At 63.1% G+C, this 24,610-nt stretch carries 25 protein-coding genes; 11 read left to right on the top strand and 14 right to left on the bottom strand.

Going from position 1 to position 24,610, the window contains the following annotated elements; genetic code table 11:
• Window positions 1-77 precede the first annotated feature (77 nt).
• The 6 genes from E0D86_RS16300 to E0D86_RS16275 all read right to left on the bottom strand — a co-directional run bounded on the left by E0D86_RS16300 (window position 78) and on the right by E0D86_RS16275 (window position 5,081).
• Entirely contained in the window at window positions 78-1,424 is a 1,347-nt protein-coding gene (locus E0D86_RS16300) for an MFS transporter (RefSeq protein WP_131651095.1), read from the bottom strand.
• Between the two features lie 125 nt (window positions 1,425-1,549).
• The gene (locus E0D86_RS16295) at window positions 1,550-2,332 is read right to left on the bottom strand and encodes a hydroxypyruvate isomerase family protein (RefSeq protein ID WP_131651094.1); all 783 of its coding nucleotides are present in this window, start codon (window positions 2,330-2,332) and stop codon (window positions 1,550-1,552) included.
• A complete protein-coding gene (locus E0D86_RS16290; RefSeq protein WP_131651093.1) occupies window positions 2,329-3,216 on the bottom strand; it encodes an NAD(P)-dependent oxidoreductase in 888 nt (295 codons plus the stop codon). The genes E0D86_RS16295 and E0D86_RS16290 overlap by 4 nt, the downstream gene beginning before the upstream one ends.
• A 54-nt stretch (window positions 3,217-3,270) precedes the next feature.
• Window positions 3,271-3,594, bottom strand: a complete 324-nt coding sequence (locus E0D86_RS16285) for a protealysin inhibitor emfourin (protein ID WP_131651092.1) — start codon at window positions 3,592-3,594, stop codon at window positions 3,271-3,273.
• A gap of 14 nt (window positions 3,595-3,608) precedes the next feature.
• Window positions 3,609-4,664: a M4 family metallopeptidase gene (locus E0D86_RS16280; RefSeq protein ID WP_131651091.1), complete on the bottom strand. Its 1,056-nt coding sequence runs from the start codon at window positions 4,662-4,664 to the stop codon at window positions 3,609-3,611.
• A 99-nt stretch (window positions 4,665-4,763) separates the two neighbouring features.
• Complete coding sequence (locus E0D86_RS16275; protein ID WP_131651090.1) at window positions 4,764-5,081, bottom strand: hypothetical protein; 318 nt, start codon at window positions 5,079-5,081, stop codon at window positions 4,764-4,766.
• A gap of 210 nt (window positions 5,082-5,291) precedes the next feature.
• Here E0D86_RS16275 and E0D86_RS16270 point away from each other — a divergent pair, with 210 nt between their 5' ends.
• The 4 genes from E0D86_RS16270 to phnE (E0D86_RS16255) all read left to right on the top strand — a co-directional run bounded on the left by E0D86_RS16270 (window position 5,292) and on the right by phnE (E0D86_RS16255) (window position 8,659).
• Window positions 5,292-6,143: a putative selenate ABC transporter substrate-binding protein gene (locus E0D86_RS16270; RefSeq protein WP_131651089.1), complete on the top strand. Its 852-nt coding sequence runs from the start codon at window positions 5,292-5,294 to the stop codon at window positions 6,141-6,143.
• Window positions 6,144-6,207: 64 nt separating this feature from the next.
• A complete protein-coding gene (locus tag E0D86_RS16265) occupies window positions 6,208-7,068 on the top strand; it encodes a phosphonate ABC transporter ATP-binding protein (RefSeq protein WP_131651088.1) in 861 nt (286 codons plus the stop codon).
• On the top strand, window positions 7,062-7,895 hold the full coding sequence (gene phnE, locus E0D86_RS16260; protein ID WP_131651087.1) for a phosphonate ABC transporter, permease protein PhnE: 834 nt from the start codon (window positions 7,062-7,064) through the stop codon (window positions 7,893-7,895). The genes E0D86_RS16265 and phnE (E0D86_RS16260) overlap by 7 nt, the downstream gene beginning before the upstream one ends.
• Window positions 7,892-8,659, top strand: coding sequence for a phosphonate ABC transporter, permease protein PhnE (gene phnE / locus E0D86_RS16255; protein WP_131651086.1), 768 nt, complete (start codon window positions 7,892-7,894; stop codon window positions 8,657-8,659). Before phnE (E0D86_RS16260) ends, phnE (E0D86_RS16255) begins: the two co-directional genes overlap by 4 nt.
• A 63-nt stretch (window positions 8,660-8,722) precedes the next feature.
• On the opposite strand, the gene E0D86_RS16250 is transcribed toward phnE (E0D86_RS16255), so the two are convergent.
• A complete protein-coding gene (locus E0D86_RS16250) occupies window positions 8,723-9,040 on the bottom strand; it encodes a DUF2288 domain-containing protein (protein WP_131651085.1) in 318 nt (105 codons plus the stop codon).
• A 199-nt stretch (window positions 9,041-9,239) separates the two neighbouring features.
• Between E0D86_RS16250 and E0D86_RS16245 the strand changes: the two genes are divergently transcribed.
• From E0D86_RS16245 to E0D86_RS16215, 7 genes are all read left to right on the top strand, one after another.
• Entirely contained in the window at window positions 9,240-10,358 is a 1,119-nt protein-coding gene (locus E0D86_RS16245) for a branched-chain amino acid ABC transporter substrate-binding protein (protein WP_131651084.1), read from the top strand.
• 255 nt (window positions 10,359-10,613) lie between these two features.
• Window positions 10,614-11,537 (top strand): high-affinity branched-chain amino acid ABC transporter permease LivH, encoded by a 924-nt coding sequence (gene livH / locus E0D86_RS16240; RefSeq protein WP_131651083.1) that lies wholly within the window; start codon window positions 10,614-10,616, stop codon window positions 11,535-11,537.
• On the top strand, window positions 11,534-12,790 hold the full coding sequence (locus tag E0D86_RS16235; protein WP_131651082.1) for a high-affinity branched-chain amino acid ABC transporter permease LivM: 1,257 nt from the start codon (window positions 11,534-11,536) through the stop codon (window positions 12,788-12,790). Before livH ends, E0D86_RS16235 begins: the two co-directional genes overlap by 4 nt.
• Window positions 12,787-13,554, top strand: a complete 768-nt coding sequence (gene livG / locus E0D86_RS16230) for a high-affinity branched-chain amino acid ABC transporter ATP-binding protein LivG (RefSeq protein ID WP_131651081.1) — start codon at window positions 12,787-12,789, stop codon at window positions 13,552-13,554. Before E0D86_RS16235 ends, livG begins: the two co-directional genes overlap by 4 nt.
• Window positions 13,555-13,556: 2 nt before the next feature.
• Window positions 13,557-14,258 carry an ABC transporter ATP-binding protein gene (locus E0D86_RS16225; protein WP_131651080.1) on the top strand — a complete coding sequence of 234 codons (702 nt, stop codon included), beginning with the start codon at window positions 13,557-13,559 and terminating at the stop codon, window positions 14,256-14,258.
• Between the two features lie 337 nt (window positions 14,259-14,595).
• Window positions 14,596-15,951 carry an 8-oxoguanine deaminase gene (locus E0D86_RS16220; protein ID WP_131651079.1) on the top strand — a complete coding sequence of 452 codons (1,356 nt, stop codon included), beginning with the start codon at window positions 14,596-14,598 and terminating at the stop codon, window positions 15,949-15,951.
• A gap of 261 nt (window positions 15,952-16,212) precedes the next feature.
• The gene (locus tag E0D86_RS16215; protein ID WP_131651078.1) at window positions 16,213-17,028 is read left to right on the top strand and encodes an outer membrane protein OmpK; all 816 of its coding nucleotides are present in this window, start codon (window positions 16,213-16,215) and stop codon (window positions 17,026-17,028) included.
• 75 nt (window positions 17,029-17,103) lie between these two features.
• Here the strand turns inward: E0D86_RS16215 and E0D86_RS16210 are convergent, their stop codons facing one another.
• The 7 genes from E0D86_RS16210 to E0D86_RS16180 form a co-directional block, all read right to left on the bottom strand.
• Window positions 17,104-18,051 carry a PDR/VanB family oxidoreductase gene (locus tag E0D86_RS16210; protein WP_131651077.1) on the bottom strand — a complete coding sequence of 316 codons (948 nt, stop codon included), beginning with the start codon at window positions 18,049-18,051 and terminating at the stop codon, window positions 17,104-17,106.
• Complete coding sequence (locus E0D86_RS16205) at window positions 18,048-19,484, bottom strand: amidohydrolase family protein (protein WP_131651076.1); 1,437 nt, start codon at window positions 19,482-19,484, stop codon at window positions 18,048-18,050. The genes E0D86_RS16210 and E0D86_RS16205 overlap by 4 nt, the downstream gene beginning before the upstream one ends.
• 252 nt (window positions 19,485-19,736) lie before the next feature.
• On the bottom strand, window positions 19,737-20,465 hold the full coding sequence (locus E0D86_RS16200) for an ABC transporter permease (protein WP_177493064.1): 729 nt from the start codon (window positions 20,463-20,465) through the stop codon (window positions 19,737-19,739).
• An 85-nt stretch (window positions 20,466-20,550) separates the two neighbouring features.
• Complete coding sequence (locus E0D86_RS16195; RefSeq protein ID WP_131651074.1) at window positions 20,551-21,390, bottom strand: ABC transporter ATP-binding protein; 840 nt, start codon at window positions 21,388-21,390, stop codon at window positions 20,551-20,553.
• Window positions 21,384-22,406 carry an isopenicillin N synthase family oxygenase gene (locus tag E0D86_RS16190; RefSeq protein WP_131651073.1) on the bottom strand — a complete coding sequence of 341 codons (1,023 nt, stop codon included), beginning with the start codon at window positions 22,404-22,406 and terminating at the stop codon, window positions 21,384-21,386. Before E0D86_RS16190 ends, E0D86_RS16195 begins: the two co-directional genes overlap by 7 nt.
• 1 nt (window position 22,407) lies before the next feature.
• The gene (locus tag E0D86_RS16185) at window positions 22,408-23,433 is read right to left on the bottom strand and encodes an ABC transporter substrate-binding protein (protein WP_131651072.1); all 1,026 of its coding nucleotides are present in this window, start codon (window positions 23,431-23,433) and stop codon (window positions 22,408-22,410) included.
• A 106-nt stretch (window positions 23,434-23,539) separates the two neighbouring features.
• Complete coding sequence (locus E0D86_RS16180; RefSeq protein ID WP_131651071.1) at window positions 23,540-24,565, bottom strand: aromatic ring-hydroxylating dioxygenase subunit alpha; 1,026 nt, start codon at window positions 24,563-24,565, stop codon at window positions 23,540-23,542.
• Between the last annotated feature and the right edge of the window lie 45 nt (window positions 24,566-24,610).

The following is a 24,610-nucleotide window of genomic DNA, read 5'->3' as shown; positions in this document are numbered from 1 at the left end:
CCCAGTCGGCAAGCAAGTCAGCAGGCGTCAATCGGTGCCGTCGACAGTACCCTGCGGCACTGTCGACGGCGAGGCGATTAGGCCAGAGCGGCCTCGGCGTCGCTGGCGGACTGAGTCATGCCATCGGTCATGCGTTTGGCGTCATGGCAGAACGTCCGCGAGGCCTGGAACAGAAACACCATGGTCAGCAGCAAGGAGGCCGGGATCAGGTACATCGCACCGTGCAGGCCCTCGGCACGGAACACTTCGCTCATCTCGCTGGCCCCTGCGGCGAGCATCGCCGACTCGGCAAAGTGATCGGACAACAGCCCCACCACCACCGTACCCATGCCACCGCCAAGCAGATAAAGCCCCGCGAAGAACAGCGCCATGGCAGTGGCGCGCAAACGTGGCTCGACCACGTCTTGAATCGCGGTGTAGACGCAGGTGTAGAAGTTGTAGGAGAACAGCCAGCCGATGCTGAAAATCGCGACGAACACGCCGACCTCGATGCGCCCGGCGAGTAGCGCGTAACCGGTGGCGAACGTGGCGATGACCATGCTCACCGCCGCGAAGATCAGCCGGCCACGGGCGAAACGCTGATGGATCTGGTCGGCCACCCAGCCGCCAAAGGTCAACCCAATCAAGCCGGTCAGGCCGACGATCACACCGGTGGCAATCGATGCCTCAACCAGCGGCACCGCGTGATAACGCATCAACAACGGCACCATGAAGGCGTTACAGGCGTAGGTCGCGAAGTTGAACGCCAGGCCGGCCAGCACCAGCCACCAGAAGGTACGGATCGCCAACACCTTGCGCACGGGCTGTTGCACGCGCTCCTGGGACACCTTCACCGTCTCGGCGGCGCCACGCTGCGGCTCCTTGACGAAGAAGATGAACACCGCCAGCACTAATCCAGGCACGGCAGCGATGAAGAACGGCGCGCGCCAGCTGCCGAAATACTCGACCATCGAGCCGATGGTGAAAAACGCCAGCAGCAACCCAAGCGGAAGGCCGAGCATGAAGATTCCCATGGCACGAGCGCGCTTGTGTGCCGGGAACAGATCGCCGATCAGCGAGTTGGCCGCCGGCGCGTAGCTGGCCTCGCCGATGCCGATGCCCATGCGGATCAGCAGGAAACTCCAGAAATTCCAAGCGAAGCCGTTGACGGCAGTCAGCCCGCTCCAAGCGGTCAGCCCCCAGCCCATGATCTTGCGGCGCGAGCCGATGTCGGCCATACGCCCCAGCGGCACCCCGGCTATCGCATAAACGATGGTGAAGGCAGTGCCGATCAGGCCGAGCTGGAAGTCGTTGAGGCTCCACTCCAGACGAATCGGCTCGGCGATGATGGCGGGAATGGTGCGGTCGAAGAAGTTGAACAGGTTGGCCAGAAACAGCAGAAACAGGACACGCCAGGCGTTCGCGGCTTGGTTGGTTGGCTGCATGACGTCGCTCTCGATTTATTGTTATAGGCCGACCATGGTGTCAATCGGCTCTCCCGCGAATGACTCTAGAGCTCCTTCACGCTTCTGTCTGTCAACATCATTCCCGCTTATGCCGGGCGATGGCATCAATGCTGCCGCCACTCCGCCAACCAGCCCAGGCCTGCTGCGGTGTCCTGCCCATCGGGCCGATACTCCGCTGCCAGCCAACCGTCGTAACCCGTCCCACGCAGCGCTTCGATCAGACTCGCGAATGCCACCTCGCCGCTACCCGGTGCGCCGCGCCCGGGGCAGTCGGCGAACTGCACATGGCCGATGCGCGGACCCAGAAGCCTGATCCCGGCGGGGATATCGAGCCCTTGTCGCGCCATGTGGTACAGGTCCAGCTGCGCTTGGCAGTTGGGGTGATCAACGCGCTCCAGCAAGGCGTGCAGATGCTCAGGGGTATTGATCAGGAAACCCGGCATATCCAGCGGGTTGATCGCCTCGCACACCACGCGCACACCGAGCAACGCGAAGGCTTCGGCACTCTTGCGCAGATTCTGAACCAGCGTTTCCAACGCCTGCTCGCGCGTGACGCCCTCGGCCAGCCGCCCCGGCAACACGTTGACGCGCGCCGGTCGCGCCATCGCCGCGTAGGTCAGGGCTTCCTGCAGAGCCGCATCGAAGTCCTGCTGACCCGCCGGGGCCGCGGCCAGACCGGCGCCTCCCTGCATGAAATCGCCGGCTGGCAGGTTGATCAGCACCAACGGCAAGCCGGCACGCTCGAGCACCTCCTTGAGGTGGATCGCCGGCAGTTCGTAGGGAAACTGAATCTCCACGCCATCGAAACCGGCAACACACGCCGCCATGATGCGTTCGGCCAGCGGCAGCTCGTTGAACAGCATGGACAGGTTGGCGGCGATTTTCATTGGCTCTGCTCCCGGTACATCCGCACCAGGGTCGCCGGGTCCTGCTCGAGATGACCCTGACTGCCATGCAGGCGCATCAGCTGCGCGGCCAGCCCGGTCATTGGCGTGGCGCTGCCCTCTTCGCGGGAAAGCTGGACGGCGGTGTCGAGGTCCTTGAGCAGGGTGCGCACGTGCCATTTGATCGGCTCGAACTCACTGCTGGCCATCTGCGGGGCGAGAATCTGCAGCGGCTTGGAGTCGGCGAAACCGCCGGCCAGTGCCGGCGCGATCAGACTCGCATCGACACCGGAACGCTCGGCCAGCGCCACGACTTCGGCGATGACCAGCGCATTGCAAGCGACGATCATTTGGTTGCAGGCCTTGGTCACCTGCCCCGCACCGACCCCGCCCATGCGCGTCAGTCGCTGCCCCAGCTGCATCAGGATCGGTCGGACCCGCTCGACGTCCTCGTCACGCCCGCCAGCCATGATCGCCAGGCTGCCCGCCTCGGCGCCAGCGGTGCCGCCAGATACCGGCGCATCGACCCAGCGCATGCCGCCACGCGACTCCAGCTCGGCGGCCATGGCGCGCGTGGCCGCCGGTTCCAGGCTGGAATGATCGACCAGCACTTGCCCCGCTCGCGCCCCTTCAACGATGCCACCCGCGCCGAACACCACCTCGCGCACGACAGAGGTATCGGCCAGACACAGCAACACCACATCAGCAGCCGCGCAGAGCTCGGCCGGCGTGCTCACCTGCCGCGCACCGGCTTCGACGAGGGGCGCGCATTTATCCGGCGAGCGGTTCCATACCGTTAGCGGATAACCGGCGGCAATCAGCCGGCGGCACATACGCAGACCCATCAGGCCGATGCCGGCAAAGGCGATGGAAGGCAGTTCGGACATGGTTTGGCTCCTCGATAAAGAGCGACGATTCTAGCCCGGGCGGCCAAGCCGCGCTCAGAGCACCTCACCCTTGTCCCAGAGCCGCACCAACTCACCGGGTGCCCGCTCCTCCGGCACCTGGATCACCATTTCGTCGTCGTTATCATGCTGCCTGAAGCGCAATTCGATCTGGTAATAGCGGCGGTCGCCTTGCCCGCTGGGAGAAGTCGCCAACGGCAGGCAACCTTCGAGGACGGAGCAGATTTGCTGGCGCTGCTGCTCGTTACAACTGGCGAAGTCGATTTCGCGTGGACGGCTGAGCGCCTGTATCGCGGCAAAGCCGCCTTGCCGCGACAGGCGAATGGTCGCGTCCGAATCCAATGCCGGTAACTGTTTCATGCACGTCTCCTCAATCAGGGATTCACGCCCACAGCCGCCCAAGCCTGCGCGACAGCCCGCTCTTCGTTACCGCCCGCGCCGAAACGAACGGTCGCGTTGTACACGGTCAACTGGGCAAATGCGGAAAAATCCGCGTCGTTGGCCAGGCGGCGATCACACAGCGTGTCGTACCAGATGCGTCCGGCCTTCTCCCAGGCGTAGCCACCCAGGGCGGTCGCGGCCAGATAAAACGCGCGGTTGGGGATGCCGGAGTTCAGATGCACGCCGCCGTTGTCGTCACGGGTGTCGATGAAATCATTCATGTGCCCAGGCTGCGGATCCTTGCCCAGCAAAGGATCGTCATAGGCGCTGCCGGGATTGGCCATCGAGCGCAGCGCCGAGCCTTGCACACGATCGGTCAGCAGCTCGGCACCGATCAGCCAGTCGGCCTGATCCGCCGTCTGCTTCAGGCTGAACTGTCGTACCAGCACGCCAAACACATCCGAAACCGATTCGTTCAGCGCGCCCGACTGATTGAAGTACACCAGCCCCGCCTCGCTTTCGGTCACGCCATGGGCTAGCTCATGAGCCACTACATCCAGCGAGAAGGTGAAGCGATTGAAGATTTCGCCATCGCCATCCCCGAACACCATCTGCGCGCCATTCCAGAAGGCGTTCTCGTAATCCACGCCGTAGTGCACCGTGCCGATCAACGGAAAGCCGTGGTTGTCGATCGAGTCCCGGCCAAACACCTTCCAGAAGAATTCATGGGTCGTGCCGAGCGCATCGTAGGCCTCGTCCACCGCCGCATCGGCGACCGGCGGCTGGCCTTCGATTCGCGCGAGCACACCAGGCAGCACCATCTGTTGCTGGGCATCGTGAACGCTGCGCCGCGGCTCGCCTGGCCGGCCACGCTCGGGCAATACGCTGGCCATCGGCTGGCGATTGGGCGGCCCCGGATTGGGCAACAGGTTGCGCACGTGAGCCAGCGTCCCCAGCGCTCGATCACGCTGGCGCTGCGAGCCGTTGTCGACGATGCGCCTGAGGATATAGGGCGGGATGAAGCCGTGGTGCGAGCTCCGAACGAACATGCAAAACCCCCTTTAATACGACACGAACGCAGGCTGCATCCGTGCATATCTGATCAGGCCCTGTCCGCTACGTTTCGTTGCCTGGATATTTTCTTGAGTCTAGCCGTCGTTCGCCGGCTCCGACGACATCACGACGGCCTCGTTCTCAAGCGCACGGATCGCTTCATCCAATTGTTGAATGCACAGATCGATCGCCATCTGCCGCAGGGCATCCGGCCACTGGTGATCGGTGAGCGGCTCGACCAGATCGAGCAAGCCGGAATGGCCGACGAGCATCCCGTGCCTGACCTTGAGCGTCTGGCCTTCGCTGACCAGCGTCACCGGATCACGCGCGATAATCGTCGCACCGGTCGCTAGGAGTTCGTCGATGTGTTTGCGAAGAGAGTGAAGCGTACGTTTGTCTCGTTGCTGTTCCATAGCAATAAGCCATCATCCGAGGAGGGCGCGGATTCTAGTGCAACGGAGAACTGAATCACAAAATTTCCTTAGCCAGACAGTCGCGATGCTTACAGCCGGCGCGAGCGACCAGGCTCGTCGCAGCCAGCCAACTGCCAGACACTTGCCCCTGCGCATCGGTCTAGTTCTATAATCCGCGCGCTTTTTCCGCTATTGAACCGGAGAACCACAATGTTGAAGCGCTCCCTGGCAGCCGTCGCCGGCCTTGCCATTTCCCTGTCTTTTGCCACCTCACATGCCGCCGAAACCCTTCGTGTATCGGCGATCCCCGATGAAGCACCGACCGAGCTGATTCGCAAGTTCGAGCCGCTGGGCCAATACCTCGAAAAACGGCTGGGCATGCCGGTGAAGTTCACCCCGGTGTCCGATTACGCCGCCGTGGTCGAATCCCTGGCTGCCGACCGCCTCGACCTGGCCTGGCTTGGCGGGTTCACCTTCGTCCAGACCCGCCTTAAGACCGGCGATGCGATTCCTCTGGTGCAGCGTGAGCAGGACGAGAAATTCACCAGCAAATTCATCACCGCCGATCCCGAAGTGAAAACCCTGCAGGATCTCAAGGGCAAGACGTTCGCCTTCGGCTCCGTGTCGTCGACGTCCGGCAGCCTGATGCCGCGCTATTTCATGATCAAGGACGGCATCGATCCCGAGCAGTTCTTCAAGCGCATCGCCTTCTCCGGCGCACATGATGCCACCGCCGCCTGGGTCGAGGCGGGCAAGGCCGATGCCGGCGTGCTCAACGCCTCGGTCTGGGACAAGCTGGTCGCCGCTGGAAAGGTCGATACCGACAAGGTCCGCGTGATCTCCACGACGCCGCCTTACTACGACTACAACTGGACGGTGCGCGGCAACCTCGATCCAGAGCTGGTCGAAAAGATCAAGACCGCATTCCTCGAACTCGATCCGGCGAATCCGGAGCACAAGAAAATTCTCGACCTGCAGGCTGCCAGCCGCTTCATCGAGACCCGCCCGGAAAACTACAAGGGCATCGAGGAAGCAGCGCGCGCCGCTGGCCTGCTGAAGTGAGCCTTGCCGGCCGTTCTGCAACGGCCCTGTGGGCGTTTGGAGAGCGGCAAGCAGGCAGGTCGGAATGAGCCATTCAACATCGAGTTCGGCGCTGCTGACGACATGCACGAGCAGCGCCGAGCCTGTCCTGACGCTATCGGGCGCGAGCTATCGACACGCCAACGGCCATGTCGCGCTGCGTGATCTCGATCTGCAGATCGTCAAAGGCGAGCGAATTGCCCTCATCGGACCTTCCGGTGCGGGCAAAACCACGTTGCTGCGTCTGCTCGCGACTCATCTACCGCCAAGTACTGGCCGGCTGGAGCTGCTCGGATGCCGGCCTTGGTCGCTGTCGACTAGCGCCCGGCAGGGACTCCGCGCCCGTATCGGACTGATTCACCAGGCACCACCGTTGCCGCCGCGTCAGCGCGTCATCACCTCGGTGCTAGCCGGTCGCCTGGGGCAATGGTCGCTGGGGCGCAGCCTGCTCAGCCTGGTCTATCCGCTGGACAAGGAAGGCGCGGCACAGGCATTGGCTCAACTGGATCTGGCCGACAAACTCTACGAGCGCTGCGATCAGCTTTCCGGCGGCCAGCTGCAGCGCGTCGGCATCGCCCGCGCGCTGTATCAGAGCCCGACGCTCATCCTCGCCGACGAGCCCGTCTCGGCGATGGACCCGGTGCTCGCCGCATACTCGCTGAATGTGCTCAACAGCGAAGCCACGCGCCGCCAGGCAACTTTGGTCGCCAGCTTGCACGCGGTAGAGCTGGCGCTTGAGCACTTCCCGCGTGTTATCGGCGTGCGTGCGGGACGCATCCTGTTCGACAAGGCCTCGACGGACGTGACGCCAGCCGAGCTCGAGGCGCTCTATGCCAACGAGCAGCTGGGCAATGAACAAGCGCCTCTGTCCTTGCCCGGCCAGCCGTTGCACGTTCCACGATGCTGAACCCTGCCATCGCACAGCGCGACCCAGCCGCCGGGCCGCGTCTGCTGGTGACTCTGTTGGCTCTGGCCTTGCTGTGGCCGGGCCTGTCGCTGAGCGAGCTGGACCTCAGCGTGCTATTCGACGGCAGCAACGCCGACACCATGGCGGTATTCCTTTCCGGCTTCTGGCCGCCGGCGCACGACGAAGATTTCCTGCTCCTGTTGTGGCAAGCCACGTGGGAGACGCTCGCCATCGCAACCGCTGGCATGACGTTGGCGCTGGTCGTGGCGCTGCCGTGCGCCATCCTGGCCACACGCGCCTTGTCGATCTCGGCCATCAGCCGCGGCGGGCGGCCGCACTGGTGGGCGCAGTCACTGCGCTGGCCGGTGCGTGGTCTGCTGATCGTGCTGCGCAGCGTGCCGGAGATCGTCTGGGCACTGCTATTCGTCCGCGCGGTGGGCCTCGGCCCGACCGCCGGGGTACTGGCCATAGCCATCACCTATGCCGGCATGCTCGGCAAGGTCTATGCGGAAATCTTCGAATCAGTCGATCCGCTGCCCACGCGTGCGCTGCTCGGCGGCGGGGGTTCGCGACTGCAGGCCTTCGCCTATGGCGTGCTGCCACAAGCGGCGGGTGAAATGCTCTCCTACACCGTGTACCGCTGGGAATGTGCGATTCGCGCTTCGGTGGTCATGGGCTTCGTCGGTGCCGGCGGGTTGGGCCAGCAGTTGGATCTGTCGATGCGCATGTTCGCCGGGGGTGAAGTGGCCAGCATGCTGCTGACCTTCCTGGCCCTGGTGCTGATGGCGGACCTGATCAGCCAACTGTTGCGCCGGAGGTTCGTGTGAGGGCGCTATCGCGCTATGCCTTGCCGCTGTTGCTGATCGCGGCGGTGATCGGCTCGTTCGTCTTTCTGCAGCTCGAAGCCAGTGCACTGTTCAGCCGCGACGGCCTGGGACAGATGGCCGAGTATGCGTCGGGCTTCCTCGAACCGGATTTGTCAGGTACACATCTGCGCGCGATTAGCTACGCCGCGATGGAAACCCTTGCGATGTCGGCGATCGGCACGCTGTTGGCCGCAATACTCGGCTTGGCATTGGCGTTACCAGCGTCTGGACGTTTCGGGTTGCTCGGCAAGGGCCTCTCCAGACTGCTACTCAACGCATTGCGGGCCATTCCCGAGCTGGTATGGGCGGCGCTGATGGTACTGGCGGCTGGCCTGGGGCCGAATGCCGGCACTCTGGCCCTGGCGCTGCACACCGCTGGCGTATTGGGACGGCTATTCGCCGAAGCCCTGGAAAACACCCCGAGCGCTCCCGCCGAGGCGTTGCGGCTTTCAGGCAGCGATCGCATCAGCGCCTTCTGCTACGGCACTTTGCCCGTCCTGTGGCCGCAACTAATCGCCTACAGCCTGTATCGCTGGGAAAACAACATCCGCATGGCCAGCGTGCTCGGCTTCGTCGGCGCCGGCGGCCTGGGGCAGATGCTTTACATGAGCCTCAGCCTGTTCCAGCAAGCCCAGGCGTCAACGGTCATCCTGGCGATGCTGCTGATGGTGCTGGCCGTGGACGCATTGAGCGGCTGGGCGAGGATGCGCTGGGTGCGTGGCTAGGCGTTTGGCCGGCGCCGGAGCAGGCTCCGGCGCGTTCCCAGCGAAACGAGAACAGGCTCCGGATCAGTGCAGGCTGGGCTTCGCCGCCCTTTCCTGCACCAGCACCCAGGGCGCAACGACCACAGCCCATAGTGGCGGATCCCGCTCCAGCCAATCCTGCGCCTGCTCGGCCTCAAGCTTGGCGATATGGCCTGAAGCCAGCCATGCAGTCACCTTTTCCTGGTCGTCCTGCGCCACGGCCTGCGCGGCCTCGATCAGGTCGAAGTCGCTGGCGACGCGCAACAGAGCGCCCCGAGCGAAAAAAGGCTGCAATTCCTGCCACGAGATCGACGCGGTTTCGCCCAGCAGCTTGGCATAGAGAGTGCTTGGTACTTCGCTCATGAGACTCACCCGTTTCGAAAGGGCGCAATGATAGCGCCCGGGTAAATCTCATCAAACGAGATCGAATTCCTGACTGTGCAAATAGGTGCTGACGCTTCTACACTGTGCCGGTACAGTTGCCGTACCGTTTGGGGACGTTTGCCCCTTAACGACACTGCAGCCAGCAGGATTCAAACAATAATATGCAAGTGGAGCGCAAATGATGACCAAGCAGCGTCTGTCCAAACTTTTCATGGCTATCGCTTTGACGGGAGCCGCGAGCTACACGCTTGCCGCCGACACTATCAAGATCGGTTTGGCCGGTCCGGTCACGGGGGCCGTCGCGCAGTACGGGGACATGCAATTCATCGGTGCCCAGATGGCCATCGAGCAGATCAACAAGAAGGGCGGCGTCAACGGGCAACAACTGGAAGGCGTCGTGTATGACGACGCCTGCGACCCGAAGCAGGCGGTTGCGGTAGCCAACAAGATCGTCAATGACGAAATCAGTTTCGTGGTCGGCCACCTGTGCTCCAGCTCGACCCAGCCGGCCTCGGATATTTACGAAGACGAAGGCATTCTGATGATTACCGCGGCCTCGACCAGCCCGGACATCACCTCGCGCGGTTACGAACTGATCTTCCGCACCATTGGCCTGGACAGCCTGCAGGGCCCGACCGCCGGTAATTACATCGCCGACCACGTCAAGCCGCAGAACGTTGCGGTCATCCACGACAAACAGCAGTACGGCGAGGGCATCGCCACCGCAGTCAAGCAGACGCTAGAAGAGAAAGGCGTCAAGGTCAGCGTGTTCGAAGGCATCAATGCCGGAGACAAGGATTTCTCCTCGATGATCTCCAAGCTCAAGCAGGCCGGTGTCGACTTCGTCTATTACGGCGGCTACCACCCGGAGCTGGGCCTGCTGTTGCGTCAGTCCAAGGAAAAAGGCCTGAACGTGCGCTACATGGGGCCTGAAGGCGTCGGCAACTCCGAAATTTCGGCAATCGCCGGTGCAGCCTCCGAAGGCATGCTGGTCACCCTACCGAAATCCTTCGACCAGGATCCTCGCAACCAGGAACTGGTCGAAGCCTTCAAGGCCAAGAAGCAGGACCCGAGCGGCCCGTTCGTGTTCCCCGCTTACGCCGCAGTCCAGGTTATTGCCGAGGGTATCGAGAAAGCTGGCAGCACCGACACCGACAAGGTGGCCGAAGCGCTGCGCAGCAACACTTTCGATACTCCGACCGGCAACCTCTCGTTTGACGAGAAGGGAGACCTCAAGGACTTCAACTTCGTGGTTTACGAATGGCACCAGGACGGCACCAAGACCGAAGCCAAGTGAGCCAGTAACCACCAACCGAAGCCCACGGCACCCGCTGTGGGCTTTGTTTTAGCTGATCGGGGCTGACTCGGCCACAAGCACAGGGCCGCCCCAGCAACATCCTTAACCAAGCGAGCAGCCTGCAGAGCTGGCCCGCGTCGAACAGGTAGGTGCGTGATCCGCACTGAGCCCTTGGCGCTGCATTCTCCATGCAGCGTGTTCGAAGCAGGCCTGCATTGGTAGCGAGCACGGACGCAGGATGTTCAGGAGAATGTAATGCCTGAGCTTTACCACTACTTCCAACAACTGATCAACGGCCTGACCGTTGGCAGCACCTATGCCTTGATAGCCATTGGCTACACCATGGTTTACGGCATCATCGGCATGATCAACTTCGCTCATGGCGAGGTATACATGATCGGCTCCTACGTGACCTTCATCGCCATCGTCGGGCTTACGATGATGGGGCTCGATGCGCTACCAATTCTGATGATCGGTGCATTCGCCGCCGCCATGATCGTCACCAGCGCCTACGGGTACAGCATCGAACGGGTCGCCTACCGACCGCTTCGAGGCAGTAACCGTCTGATTCCGCTGATTTCCGCGATCGGCATGTCGATCTTCCTGCAGAACGTCGTCCTGCTGTCCCAGGACTCGAAGGACAAGGCGATTCCTAACCTGATGCCTGGCAATTTCATCTTCGGTGAAAGCGCCATGAACGGTGTGGTCGTTTCCTACATGCAGATATTGATCTTCGTGGTCACTATCCTCGCCATGCTGGGCCTGACGCTGTTCATTTCACGCTCGCGTCTGGGTCGCGCCTGCCGCGCCTGTGCCGAAGACCTGAAAATGGCCAACCTGCTGGGTATCAACACCAACAGCATCATTGCCCTGACCTTCGTCATCGGCGCAGCGCTAGCAGCGGTCGCAGCCGTACTGATCAGCATGCAGTACGGGGTAATCAACCCGCATATCGGCTTCCTGGCCGGCATCAAGGCCTTCACCGCCGCGGTACTTGGCGGCATCGGCAGCATCCCCGGCGCCATGCTCGGCGGCCTGGTATTGGGAGTGGCCGAGGCCTTCGGCGCCGATATCTTCGGCGACCAGTACAAGGACGTGGTGGCCTTCACGCTGCTGATCCTCGTCCTGCTGTTCCGCCCCACCGGCATCCTCGGTCGTCCGGAGGTGGAAAAGGTATGACTCTGCATCTGCGTACTGCCTTTTTCAGTGCCCTGCTGGTCATCGCCGTCGCGGTGCCGGTATTCGGCCTGAAGCTCACCACGGTGGGTATCAAGGTCGAGGTCCATGGCGCCGAAGCTTCCACCTTCTGGATCATCGCCGCCTGCGCCGTGGCCATGTTTTTCTGGCAGCTGGTTCGCACCCGTCTGGCAGCGGGATGGGCGGCCAGCCCCAGCCTGCCGACCATACCCGCCGGCGCCGGCAACTTCTTCACCCTACCCTCGACTCAGCGTTACATCATCATCGGCCTGGTGCTGGTGGCGCTCGCTTGGCCATTCTTTGGCTCGCGCGGTGCGGTGGATATCGCCACGCTGATCCTGATCTACGTAATGCTCGGCCTGGGCCTGAACATCGTGGTGGGTCTGGCCGGTCTGCTCGATCTGGGTTATGTCGGGTTCTATGCCGTCGGTGCCTACACCTACGCGCTGCTCTCGCACTACTACGGCTTCGGGTTCTGGCTCAGCCTGCCGATCGCCGGCGCCATGGCGGCGTTGTTCGGCTTTCTGCTGGGCTTTCCGGTGCTGCGGCTGCGGGGCGATTACCTGGCGATCGTGACCCTGGGCTTCGGCGAAATCATCCGGCTGTTGCTGCGCAACATGACCGAGCTGACCGGTGGACCAAACGGTATCAGCGGCATCGACAAACCGACGCTGTTCGGCCTGTCGTTCGACCGGCGCGCCGCCGAGGGTATGCAAACCTTTCACGAGTTTTTCGGGGTGGATTACGCTTCGATCAACAAGGTGATCTTCCTCTATCTGATCGCCCTGCTGCTGGTCCTGCTGACGCTCTTCGTGATCAATCGCCTGCTGCGCATGCCGATCGGCCGGGCCTGGGAAGCACTGCGCGAGGATGAAATCGCCTGCCGCGCGCTGGGCATGAACCCCACGGTGATCAAGCTCTCCGCGTTCACCATCGGCGCGACGTTCGCCGGTTTTGCCGGCAGCTTCTTCGCCGCACGCCAAGGCCTGGTGTCACCGGAGTCGTTCACCTTCATCGAATCGGCCATCATCCTCGCCATCGTGGTACTCGGCGGCATGGGCTCTCAGCTGGGAGTGATTCTCGCCGCTATCGTGATGATCCTGTTACCCGAGCTCATGCGTGAGTTCAGCGAATACCGCATGCTGATGTTCGGCGCCATGATGGTGCTGATGATGATCTGGCGTCCGCAGGGGCTTCTGCCCATGCAACGTCCAAACCTGGAGCTGAAGCGATGAGCCGCCCGATTCTTGAAGTAAGCGGCCTGACCATGCGCTTCGGCGGCCTGCTGGCCGTCAACGGGGTGGGCCTGACCGTACACGATAAGCAAGTGGTCTCGATGATCGGCCCCAACGGTGCGGGCAAGACCACCGTCTTCAACTGCCTGACCGGCTTCTATCAGCCGACCTCAGGCGAGATCCTACTGGACGGCGAAGCGATCCAGGGCCTGCCCGGCCACAAGATCGCACGCAAGGGCGTGGTTCGCACCTTCCAGAACGTCCGGCTGTTCAAGGACATGACCGCGGTGGAAAACCTGCTGGTCGCCCAGCATCGCCACCTCAACACCGGCTTCATCTCCGGTTTGTTGAAGACCAAGGCGTTTCGCGAGAGCGAGCACGAAGCGATGGATTTCGCCGCGCACTGGCTCGAGCAGGTCAACCTGACGGATATCGCCAACCGCCCAGCCGGCACGCTCGCCTATGGTCAGCAACGCCGCCTGGAAATCGCCCGCTGCATGATGACGCGCCCGCGCATCCTCATGCTCGACGAGCCGGCGGCTGGCCTCAACCCAAGGGAAACCGAGGACCTCAAGGCGCTGATCGGCATGCTGCGCGACACCCATGGCGTGACGGTGTTGCTCATCGAGCACGACATGAAGCTGGTCATGAGCATTTCCGACCATATCGTCGTGATCAACCAGGGCTGCCCGCTGGCAGATGGCACTCCGGAGCAGATTCGCGACAATCCGGACGTGATCAAAGCCTATCTGGGGGAGGCGTAACCATGCTGTATTTCGAAAACGTCTCGACCTGCTACGGCAAGATCCAGGCGCTGCATAACGTCGACGTCGAGGTCCGCAAGGGCGAAATCGTCACGCTGATCGGCGCCAACGGCGCAGGCAAATCCACACTGCTGATGACCCTCTGCGGTACGCCGATGGCCTCCGAAGGCAGCATCCGCTTCGAGGGCGAAGAACTGGTCGGAAAACAGACCTGCGACATCATGCGCAAGGACATCGCCGTGGTACCTGAAGGACGGCGCATCTTTGCCCGCCTGACCGTGGAGGAAAACCTCGCCATGGGAGGATTTTTCACCAACAAGGGCGACTTCCAGGAGCAGTTGGACAAAGCGCTGCAGTTGTTCCCGCGGCTGAAGGAACGCTACCAGCAACGCGGCGGCACCATGTCCGGCGGCGAGCAGCAGATGCTCGCCATCGCCCGCGCATTGATGAGCAAGCCCAAGCTACTGCTGCTCGACGAGCCGTCGCTGGGCCTGGCGCCGATCATCATCCAGCAGATCTTCGAGATCATCGAGCAACTGCGCGAGGATGGCGTGACCGTCTTCCTGGTCGAGCAGAACGCCAACCAGGCGCTCAAGCTGGCCGACCGTGGCTACGTGCTGGAGAACGGTCGCATCGTCATGCAAGGCAGCGGTGAAGAGCTGCTGAGCAACCCCAAGGTCCGCGACGCTTACCTGGGCGGTTGATCGGAGAGCGGAGAAAGCGTGTGCTTTGTAGGTCTGAAGGCCGCGCTCAGCTTTGCGAGCTGTTGACGAACCCCACCACTTCGGTGGGGTTTCGTTTTTCAGGGCGGACATTCTCCAAGCAAATCAGCTGGCAACGCGCTCGGCGTTACCGATGTTCGGTCGTAGGGGAACGCGCATTCCGGGTGACAACCCAACCGCAAGCCACTATCGTGTGTCCGGGCCTCGCGCCCAAGGGGCGTCCCAACTAGGCGTCCCCGACTAGGCGCCCCCCTGGATCAGCAGACAGGGCATAACTGAGCTGGCTTTTCTGAACCCATCATTTCAGGAGGAGCCGGCAATGGCCGCTACCCGCATCTGGATCAAGAACCCTCTCGCCATCTTCACCGCCAACGATCAGGACGCCGCCGGCGGGCTGGTCATCGAAAATGGCGTCATCACCGAACTGCTTGCCGCCGGCCAGACGCCCGCCGCGCCAGTTGACAGCACTTTCGACTCCCGCGAGCATGTGGTGCTGCCGGGGCTGATCAACACCCATCACCACTTCTATCAGACACTCACCCGCGCCTGGGGTCCGGTGGTCAACCAGCCGCTGTTTCCCTGGCTGAAAACGCTCTATCCGGTCTGGGCACGACTGACGCCGGAAAAGCTCGAACTGGCGAGCAAGGTCGCATTGGCCGAATTGCTGTTGTCGGGTTGCACCACCGCCGCCGATCACCACTATCTGTTTCCCGACGGGCTGGAAGAAGCCATCGACGTACAAGTCCAGGCCGTACGCGAACTGGGTATGCGCGCCATGCTGACGCGCGGTTCGATGAGCCTGGGCGAAGCTGATGGCGGGCTGCCACCGCAACAGACAGTGCAGGAAGCTGAGGTGATCCTGGCCGACAGCGAACGGCTGATCGGGCGCTACCACGAGCGCGGCGACGGCGCGCAGATCCAGATCGCCCTGGCGCCCTGCTCACCCTTCTCGGTGACCCCGGAGATCATGCGCGCCAGCGCCGCCATGGCCGAGCGCCTGGACGTTCGCCTGCACACCCATCTGGCGGAAACCCTCGATGAAGAAGACTTCTGCCTTGAGCGCTTCGGCCTGCGCACCGTGGATTATCTGGACAGCGTCGGCTGGCTGTCCGACCGCACCTGGCTGGCCCACGGCATCCACTTCAACGCCGATGAAATCGCCCGCCTCGGCCAGGCCGGTACCGGCATCTGTCACTGCCCGAGTTCCAATATGCGCCTGGCTTCGGGCATCTGCCCGACTTTGGAACTGGAAGCCGCTGGCGCGCCGATTGGCCTGGGCGTGGACGGCTCGGCCTCCAACGACGCATCCAACATGATGCTCGAAGCGCGCCAGGCGCTGTATCTGCAGCGCCTGCGCTACGGCGCCGAGAGGATCACCCCTGAGCTGGCATTGGGCTGGGCCACCCGCGGCTCGGCGCGGCTGCTGGGCCGCGACGACATTGGTGAGCTGGCTGTGGGAAAACAGGCCGATCTCGCGATGTTCAAGCTAAACGAGCTGCGCTTCTCCGGCAGCCACGACCCGCTGTCTGCGCTGTTGCTCTGCGGCGCCGATCGTGCCGACCGCGTGATGATCGGCGGTCGCTGGCAAGTGGTTGACGGGCAGATCGAAGGCCTCGATGTGGCAGGACTGATCGCCGATCACCGCCAGGCCGCCGCGCAACTGATCAGCGGCTGATCATCGAGCCGATTCGGCTGCCACACCGGCGTGCAGCACACCGCAGCGGTGCGCCAGGTTGAGGCAGCCTGATCGATTGGTCAGCTTGCGTACTGCTCGCGGCCTCTCGACATATGCCAGCTACCTATAAAACACGATTAAATTTAACTACTTATATCTAAATGAAGACCTCCTTGAAAGCTGGCCCGCCGCTTGCTAAGGCATCAATGCCTGACCGTTCGGCCAACTTAAGCCAGCGGATCTACCCTCAAGGAGAGATTGATGAAAGCAAGCCTCACCCTGGCCGGCCTCGCCGCTGGCCTGCTGTTCGCCAGCCAGTCCATGGCTTCCCCTATGCTTTGGCAGAACAACAGCCTCACCTACCTCTACGGCAAGGACTTCAAAGTCGATGCTGGCGAAATACAGCAGACGATCACCTTCGAACATGCCAGTGGCTGGACCTGGGGGGACATGTTCCTGTTCGTCGACAACAAGTGGTACAACGGCCTGTCCGGCGGCGAAGGCCATACCTACTACGGCGAGTTCAGCCCACGTCTGTCGTTCGGCAAGATCAGCGGAACCGACCTGTCCTTCGGGCCGATCAAGGATGTGCTGCTCGCGTTCACCTATGAACGCGGCGAAAGCCAGGATGACGGTACTCCCAACCAGAACTATCTGTTCGGACCCGCCGTCGACCTGAGCATCCCCGGCTTTGATCGGTTCAACGTCAATCTCTACTACCGTAAGCCCGACGGCACCACCGGCAAGCCTTCCGGCCAGTGGCAGGTAACCCCGACCTGGGCAATGACCATTCCCGTGGGCAAGTCCGACATTCTCTTCGACGGTTACATCGACTGGGTAGTGAACGATAAGAGCAACAGCAACACCGAGCTGAAGAAGAATTTCCACTTCAACCCGCAGATCAAGTACGACCTGGGCAAGGCACTGGATTACACGCCAGGCAAGCTCTATGTCGGTATCGAATATGACTACTGGTCGAACAAATACGGCATCGAGGACGGCGGCTTCGTCAGCGAAAACTTTGTAGGCCCAACCGACCAGAACACCTTCAGCGCCATCGTCAAGGCTCACTTCTGATCGCCTGCGCCGCCCGATTCCATGGGCGGCGCTGCATCGCTGGAGCGCCACTGTCCTTAAATGTCGGCGCTCGTCTCAGCAGTCCAATACCAGCCGCGCACCTGAACAGCCCGAGACACAGGGCAAGATCCAATTGCCAGAGGCTTTGCGATCAGCATCCAGGTAGTCATCGCAATGCGACGGTACGCCGTCGAGCACCCGGGTCAGGCAGCAACCGCATATTCCCATGCCACACGAAAGCGGAATCTCGACCCCGGCACGAGCTGCGGCCGCAACAACCGATTCGCCCGCTCCAACCTGCACCTGCCTGCCACTGGCAGACAACACCAGTTCAAAGCTCCCTGCTGGGGTCGGCTCTTTAGTGGCCTGAAAATGCTCCTGGTGCAGCGCCGACTCCGGCCAACCTTCAGCTAATGCACGCTCGCGCACCTGTTGCATGAAGCCCGCAGGACCGCAGCAATACAGACCGGCCTTCGTGGCGTGTTCTGACAGCAATTCGGTTAGGCGATCCTGCAGCGCAGCACGGTCCAGACCCACATGCAGAAACACGTCCGCTTGCCCTTCGAGCTCCCGGTGAAAAGCCAGCCCTGATTGCTCGCGTGCGAAACAATGCAGCCGGACCGGCCTGCCGGTCTCGCGACAGCTGCGGTACATCGCCAGCAAGGGCGTGATACCGATGCCGCCCGCAATCAGCATGACCGCGTCCGAGCCATCATCAAGGGCGAACAGATTACGCGGCGCGCCGACCCGCAGTATCTGGCCCAGGCGAAGTGCCTCGTGCAGCCAGCGGGAGCCACCACGCGATTCAGGCTCGCGCTTGACGGCGAGATACAGATGACCATCGGCCGGCCGGCTGACTAACGAATACTGCCTTACCAGCCCATCCGGCAGACGCAGATCGACATGGGCACCAGGCAACCAGTCGAAGGGCAGCGGCGCGCCATCCTCCACCGCCAGCTCAACGCCAAGAATGTCGCGTGCTTCTTCACGCAGGGCGCGCACGCGCATATCGAACCAGCTCACACCAGTGGCTCCGCGCGCTGCATCAGCCGCGTCATGGCTTCGCGCGCGCTCCGTCCCAGTTCAGCCATGTCGAGGTCCGGGATGACATCGTCTTCGACCACCCGCCGACCACCCACCAGCAGCGCCTGTAAATGGGCGCGACCGCCGCTGGCGATGGGACCGATGGCCGGATCGTGCAGCCCGAAATAGCGCGGGTCGTCGAGTCGGTAGATGGCCAGGTCCGCAGCCTGACCGACCTGCAGCGTACCGATGGCGTCAAGGCCCAGCACCTTGGCACCGCCGGCGGTACCCCAGCGCAGCACGTCCTCGATGCTGGCGGCATCGGCGCCGCCTTCGAAGGTGCCGCCGTCATAGCGCGGCTGCGCACGTTCGCCTTTCCGGGCACGCTGCAACAGCCAGGCGGCGTGCGCTTCGGACTGCATGTCGGCGGCCTCGTTGGACGCGGCGCCATCGACGCCCAGCGACACGGTCACACCCGCCGCTTCCAGCGCAGGCAGGTCGGCGATGCCGCTTCCGAGCCGGCCGTTGCTCTGTGGACAACTGGCGATACCGGTACCCGTCTCGCCGAGCAGCCGGATTTCCTCGGGCAACAACTTGACCAGATGCGCGAACCAGACGTCCGACCCGACCCAGCCTTGCTCGACGCAGAATTGCACCGGAGTCATGCCGAACTTGGCGCGCGCCGCGTCGAGATAGTCGACGGTCTCGGACAGGTGGCTGTGCAGGCGAATGCCCATACGGCGCGCCACGTCTGCGGTCAGGCGCAACTCTTCAGGCGTGGTCGAATGCAATGTCGTGGTCGGCGCCATGACCACCCGGCGCCAGGCATCGGCAGCCGGGTCGTGGTACGCCGCGACCAGGCGCTCCACATCGGCGAGGTAGTTATCGATGCGCTCAGGACGCAGTGCCTGTGGCAAGTCGGCTTCGAGCTGACGGGTTTGCGTCGCGCCGCCACGACAGAGCACGAAACGCACCCCCAAGGCCTCGGCCTCCTCGAACAGGATCGCCGCACTGTCGAACAGCATGCCGGGGTAATACAGGTAGTGGTGGTCGGCTACCGTGCCGCAGCCCGAACGCACCAGCTCGACCAGCCCGACGCGGGCGGCCAGACGGAAGCTGTCTTCGTCGAAGGCACCGCGGAAACGATAAGGCGTGGCGGCTAGCCAGGGCGTCAGCGTCTGATTGAGTCCCTGGGGCTCGCCCTTGAGCAATGACTGGAACAGGTGGTGATGAGTATTGACCCAGGCCGGATAGACCACGCAGTCGCGCGCATTGATGACCTGCTCCCCCGGCTGTGGTTCGAGTTGCCCAAGCACCGCGATGCGTCCCTCGACGATACGGATATCAGGCCCGGCGTGACGTGCTGCATCACCTGCCAGGCCGGTGAGAATGGCGCTGGCGTTGCGGATTAGCCAGTTGGTGTTGGTTTTCATAGGTCCAGAATCCTGTAGACAGTCGATCGCGACGGCAAGCGGTCCCGCGATGCATGAAAGGTAGGGTGGCCGGGCGGTCTGATGGCAGTGATGGGCTGAGGCCCACCCTACTCCGAGCCAACCGAGGGCCGCGATGCAATCCGGCGTGACCTGCGGATGGATAATCGAGGCGAGCTCAGATCCGGCAGTAGGGTGGGCTTTAGCCCACCGGCGTTTTGATGTTTGCGGTGGGCCCGACGGCTCGTGGCTGCGTTACCCCTGCTCGCTCTCGTGCCAGTGCCCAAGGCTGTAGCGCGCCAGCGCGGCCATCAGGCTGAACAGCAGTACGCCGGTCATGGCGATGAGAAGGAGCGCGGCGAACAGGCGCGGAATATTCAACTGAAAGCCGGCCTGCAGAATCTGATAGGCCAATCCCGCCCCGGTACCGCCAGTACCGGCCACGAACTCTGCGACCACCGCGCCGATTAACGCCAGCCCCGAGGCGATGCGCAGGCCGCCAAAGAAATACGGCAAGGCGCTGGGAATGCGCAAGCGCACCAGGGTCTGCCAGCGGCTCGCGCGGTTCAGCCGGAACAGATTGAGCAGGCCTGGATTGACGCTGCGCAGGCCCAGCACGGTGTTGGAAATGATCGGGAAGATCGCCACCAGCGTCGCGCAAATGGTCAAGGCCAGCGTGGTATTGCTCACCCAGATGATGATCAGCGGCGCGATCGCCACGACTGGCGTGACCTGCAGCAGAATCGCGTAGGGGAACAGGCTGGCTTCGATCACTCGGCTCTGCACGAACAGAAACGCGGCGATCACGCCGAGCACCACTGCGAGCGCGAACGACAGGAAGGTAATCTTCAGCGTCACCATCAGCGCGCCGAGCAGTATCGGGCCATCGCTAATCAGCGTTCGGCCGATATCCTGGGGCGTCGGCACCAGATACGTCGGGACCTTCAGCGCGACGCAGAGGAATTGCCAGCCGCCGAGCAGCACCAGGCCGACCAGCAAGGGTGCCGCGATGCGCTGAAAGCGCGGATCGGCCAACAGGGGTTGGGGGCGCTTGTCCATGGTGATCACCTCAGTGGCCGGCATCGGCGTTGGCTTCGACGAGCAACCGGGACAGTTGCGCGCATTGTTCGATGAAGGCGGGGCTGGTGCGGAACGCCTCGTCGCGCACGTCCGGTCCCTCGATGGCCACGTCGGCCAGCACCCGGCCCGGGCGTGCGCCCATCACCACCACCCGCGAGGAGAGAAACACCGCCTCGTAGATGCTGTGGGTGACGAACACCACGGTCAGGTCGCGGTCCCGCCAGAGGTCGCGCAGATCGCTGTCCAGCCGGTTGCGGGTGAACTCGTCGAGCGCACCGAAAGGCTCGTCCATCAGCAGCAGGTTCGGTTGCGTAGCCAGCGCACGCGCGATGGACGCACGCATCTGCATGCCCCCCGAAAGCTCGCGAGGGTAAACCTCGCCAAACGTCCCGAGGCCCACCAACTCCAGCGCTGCCTGAACGCGCGCGTTGCCCTCGGCTTTCGGTACGCCGGCCAGATCCAGCGGCAACCGGGCGTTGTCGGCAACCTTGGCCCAGGGCATCAGCGTCGCCTCCTGGAACACCATGGCCATGCGCTGATCGGTCTGGGTCGCGTTGAGGTCACCCTTGCCCCACCAGCGCACATGCCCGGCCGACGGTGCTTCGAGCCCGGCGAACATTTTCAGCAGCGTGCTCTTGCCGCAGCCGGACGGGCCCAGCAACGAGACGAATTCGCCGCGGCCGATGGCCAGTTTCAGTCGCTGCAACGCATGCGTGCCATTGGGGTAGGTCTTCTCGACCTGATTGGCCAGCAGCACTGGAACCGCCTCGTTGGCGGGCGCACCGGGCGCAGGACGAGCCGTGTCGACGGCTATTGAATGCATCAGCATGGTTGAGTGCTCCGGTCGGGTCCGTGCACGGCCGGGAGATCGGCCGCCGGTGTGGAGATCTGCATGGATTGGTCCAGCTTGGCGCGGATGTAGGCACCCGCCTCCACTGGCGCGTAGCGCGGTGGCTGTTTGGCACTGCAGCAGCTCGGCAGGCAGGCCACTTCGGTGCCTGCTGCTGGCCCAGTGAAGGCCACCAGCGACAGCCGCCGGGTCGAGCCGGTCAGCGTGCGTGGCGGGTTGACAACCCGGTGCAGCGTCGAACGCCAGCGGTCATTGGTCCAGCGTGCCATCAGGTCACCAACGTTGATCACGAAGGCATCGGCCGGCGCGTTGACATCACGCCACTGCCCGTCGAGGCCGCACACTTGCAGGCCGCCCGGCGCCTGGTCGGGGCGCAAGATGGTCAGCCCGCCGTAGTCATGGTGCGCGCCGTAGCGCAGCTGGCCCTCGCGCGGCGCCTCGGGCTGGTCGGGGTAATTGACGAAGCGCAGCGCCAATGAGGGTTCGCGATGACTCGCCTCGAAATAATCGTCCGGAAGCTCCAGGGCCAGTGCCGACAGCTGCATCAGGCGCTGACACAACAGGTACATCGCATCGAACCAGGCATTGACCGACTCGCCCAGCGTCGGCGGCTCGGTCGGCCAGATGTTCGGCAAGCCCTGCCCGGCCCGCTCGCGCTGCAGCGAGGCGAAAACCAATGCCTCGCACAAATCGGGTGGCGTTTCGCCGGCGAGCGTTGCGGCTACGCTCTCGATGCCAAGAGGCAGGTAGCCACGGCCCTTGGTCTGTTCCGGCGGGTTCCAGACCAGCTTGTCGGCGAACGATTGGGCGAAGAAATGCTCGGCCTCGCTGTACATGCGCTCGACCAAGGCGGGGTCGACGCCGTGGTTGACGATGCTGGCGAAACCGAAGGTTTCGAACGCTGCGCCGAACCGACGCGCTACATCATGGCGTGCCGCCGCATCGCCGGTCAGGAACGGGCCAAGGTCGATGACTGGAATGCTGTCCTGGCTCATCTCAGGGCTCCTGCTTGGCCACGGCCGCAGCCGGATTGGCGAATTCCAGGGTATAGGCCTGCTGGTAATCGAGATCGGATCGGTACACGCCCGCGGCGCTCATGGTCTCGAAGAAGCCCTGCCAGCGGGCGTCACTCATCGCCCCGGGACCGTCGGTCACGGCATCGCCGCTATCGATCAATCCGCGCTCGCGCATCTGTTTCATCTTGAAGTGGAACAGCTCCTCGCCATGCTCAGGATTGGCCGCGAGGATCGCCTGCATCGCCGGGCTATAGTCGCCGGTCGCGCATTCGCGCCACCCCTTGCGGCTGGCATCGACGAAGCGGGCAACGGCGTCGCGGTGCTCATCGAGATACGCCTGCGTGGCGAAGGCGGTGGTGGCATAGTTTTCGTAACCGTAGTCGGCCAGCAGGATCGACACCGGCGGCTTGTCCAACGCCTTGCCGAGCAAGTGCGCATCCTCGGTGATGTAGCCCTGTTGCACCGCCTTGGGATTGGCCAGGAAAGGCACCGAGGAATAGGCGTAGGGGCGCAGTTGGCTATCACTGAAGCCGTAACGTTGCTTGAGGAATTGCCAGAACTCGGCCTGCGAAAATTTGGCGACCATGATCGGCCGGCTCTTGAGGTCCTCGAGCGTCTCGACGCCTTGGTCGGCATGGGCGACCAGCGTCTGCGGGTCCTTCTGCAGAAAGGCGGCGACGGTGCGCGCTGGGATGCCCTGCTGAACCATGTTCAAGGTGGTGAAGCTCGAGCCCATGCCCATCTGCAGGTCACCGGTGGCCACCTGCAAAGGAATGTTGCGGTCCGGCCCGCCGGGCACCAACTCGACGGCCAACCCGGCCTGGTCGTACAGCCCGGTGGCCTGGGCCTGGTAGAAGCCGCACATTTCGGCCTGCGGCAACCAGTTGAGGCCGAAACGAAGGGGTTCGGCGGCGTTCGCCGATGCGGCCAGCAGACCCAGCGGCAGGGCCAGAGTGGTCAATACCCGGTGCAGGGGTCGTGAAATCGAAGTCGTAGTGGCGTTCATGCACGGTCTCCATGGCTTATGCAGGTCCGCCGCGTCATTGCGGCGAATCCGTTCCCGCGGGCTGCCTCGTCTGCGCGAGCTGTCCGCGGGGCATTACGGGTCGAACTCAGGCAGTCATGAATACTTCGTTCTCGCCGTGCGCCTCGAGCAGCGCCAGTAGCTGTTTGCGGATCACCAGGCCCGGCTTGTCCGATGGCATGTGCAGCTCCACCCGACGACGGGTATCGACACAGGCGTCGTAGTCGGTGGCTTCGAGGATGTCGCGATCCTCGGCTGTGATGGCTGCATCCCAGTCAATCAGCTCCTGCGTCGAGCATTGCTCTTCGCTGTCGTTGCGATAGAGCCACTGGACGAGCATCAGCCGACCGTCGTCGATCGGCGTGGCGCAGTTGTAAATGATGTGGTGAATGCCGCTCTCCGGGTACATGCAGCCGAAGCGCCGCGAGAACGGCAGGTAGTAGCGGTTGATCAGGTGGCGATTGGTGATCGGTTCGGAGCTCCCGGTGATCCGGAAGCTCGCCTCGGGGTTGCGGATCGGCACCAGCGTTTCAGCCTCGAAGCCATAATCGGTCTCGCGGAACTCGTAGCTCGACGGTTTCGGCTGGTCGAACAGGCCGAAGTTGGCCTTGTGCACAAAGGAGAAGTGCGAGTTGTCGAACGAGTTCTCCATCACCCGAACCGGGCTGGTTTTCCACTCCTCGTAGAACTGGAAGATGCGTCGGTAGCCGGGTGCGCCGTCCTCGGGAAATTCCGGGATCGGCTGCAGCGGGTCATCCAGCGCGACCCAGACGTAGCCGTAGCGGTCCTGGCAGTGAAAGGACTCGACCTTGGCGCCAGGCGGAATCATGCCTTCGGGATTCTGCGGGATTTTCACGCAGGTCCCGCTGCAGTCGTACTCCCAGCCGTGATATCCGCAGGCGATGTTGCCCGCTTCGCTGACGAAGCCCTTGGACAGTTTGGCAGTGCGATGGCAGCAGCGGTCGCGCATGGCAACCGGCGTGCCGTCGGGCTTCTGCCACAGCACCAGCTGTTCGCCGAGCAGTGTGAATGGCTGCGGACCTTCGGCGAGCTTCGAGGTGGGCATCAGGGCGTACCAGAAGCGACGCAGCACAGGCTGTTGGGTAACTAACATAGTGTTTTCCTCATCAGGTCTTGCGCGGCCCGGCGATCAGGCGCC

It is taken from the genome of Pseudomonas sp. IC_126, assembly GCF_004331835.1.
Taxonomy (GTDB): Bacteria; Pseudomonadota; Gammaproteobacteria; order Pseudomonadales; family Pseudomonadaceae; genus Stutzerimonas.
The sequence above is the reverse complement of the archived record's forward strand: the minus strand, read 5'-3'. Positions and strand labels throughout refer to the sequence as shown.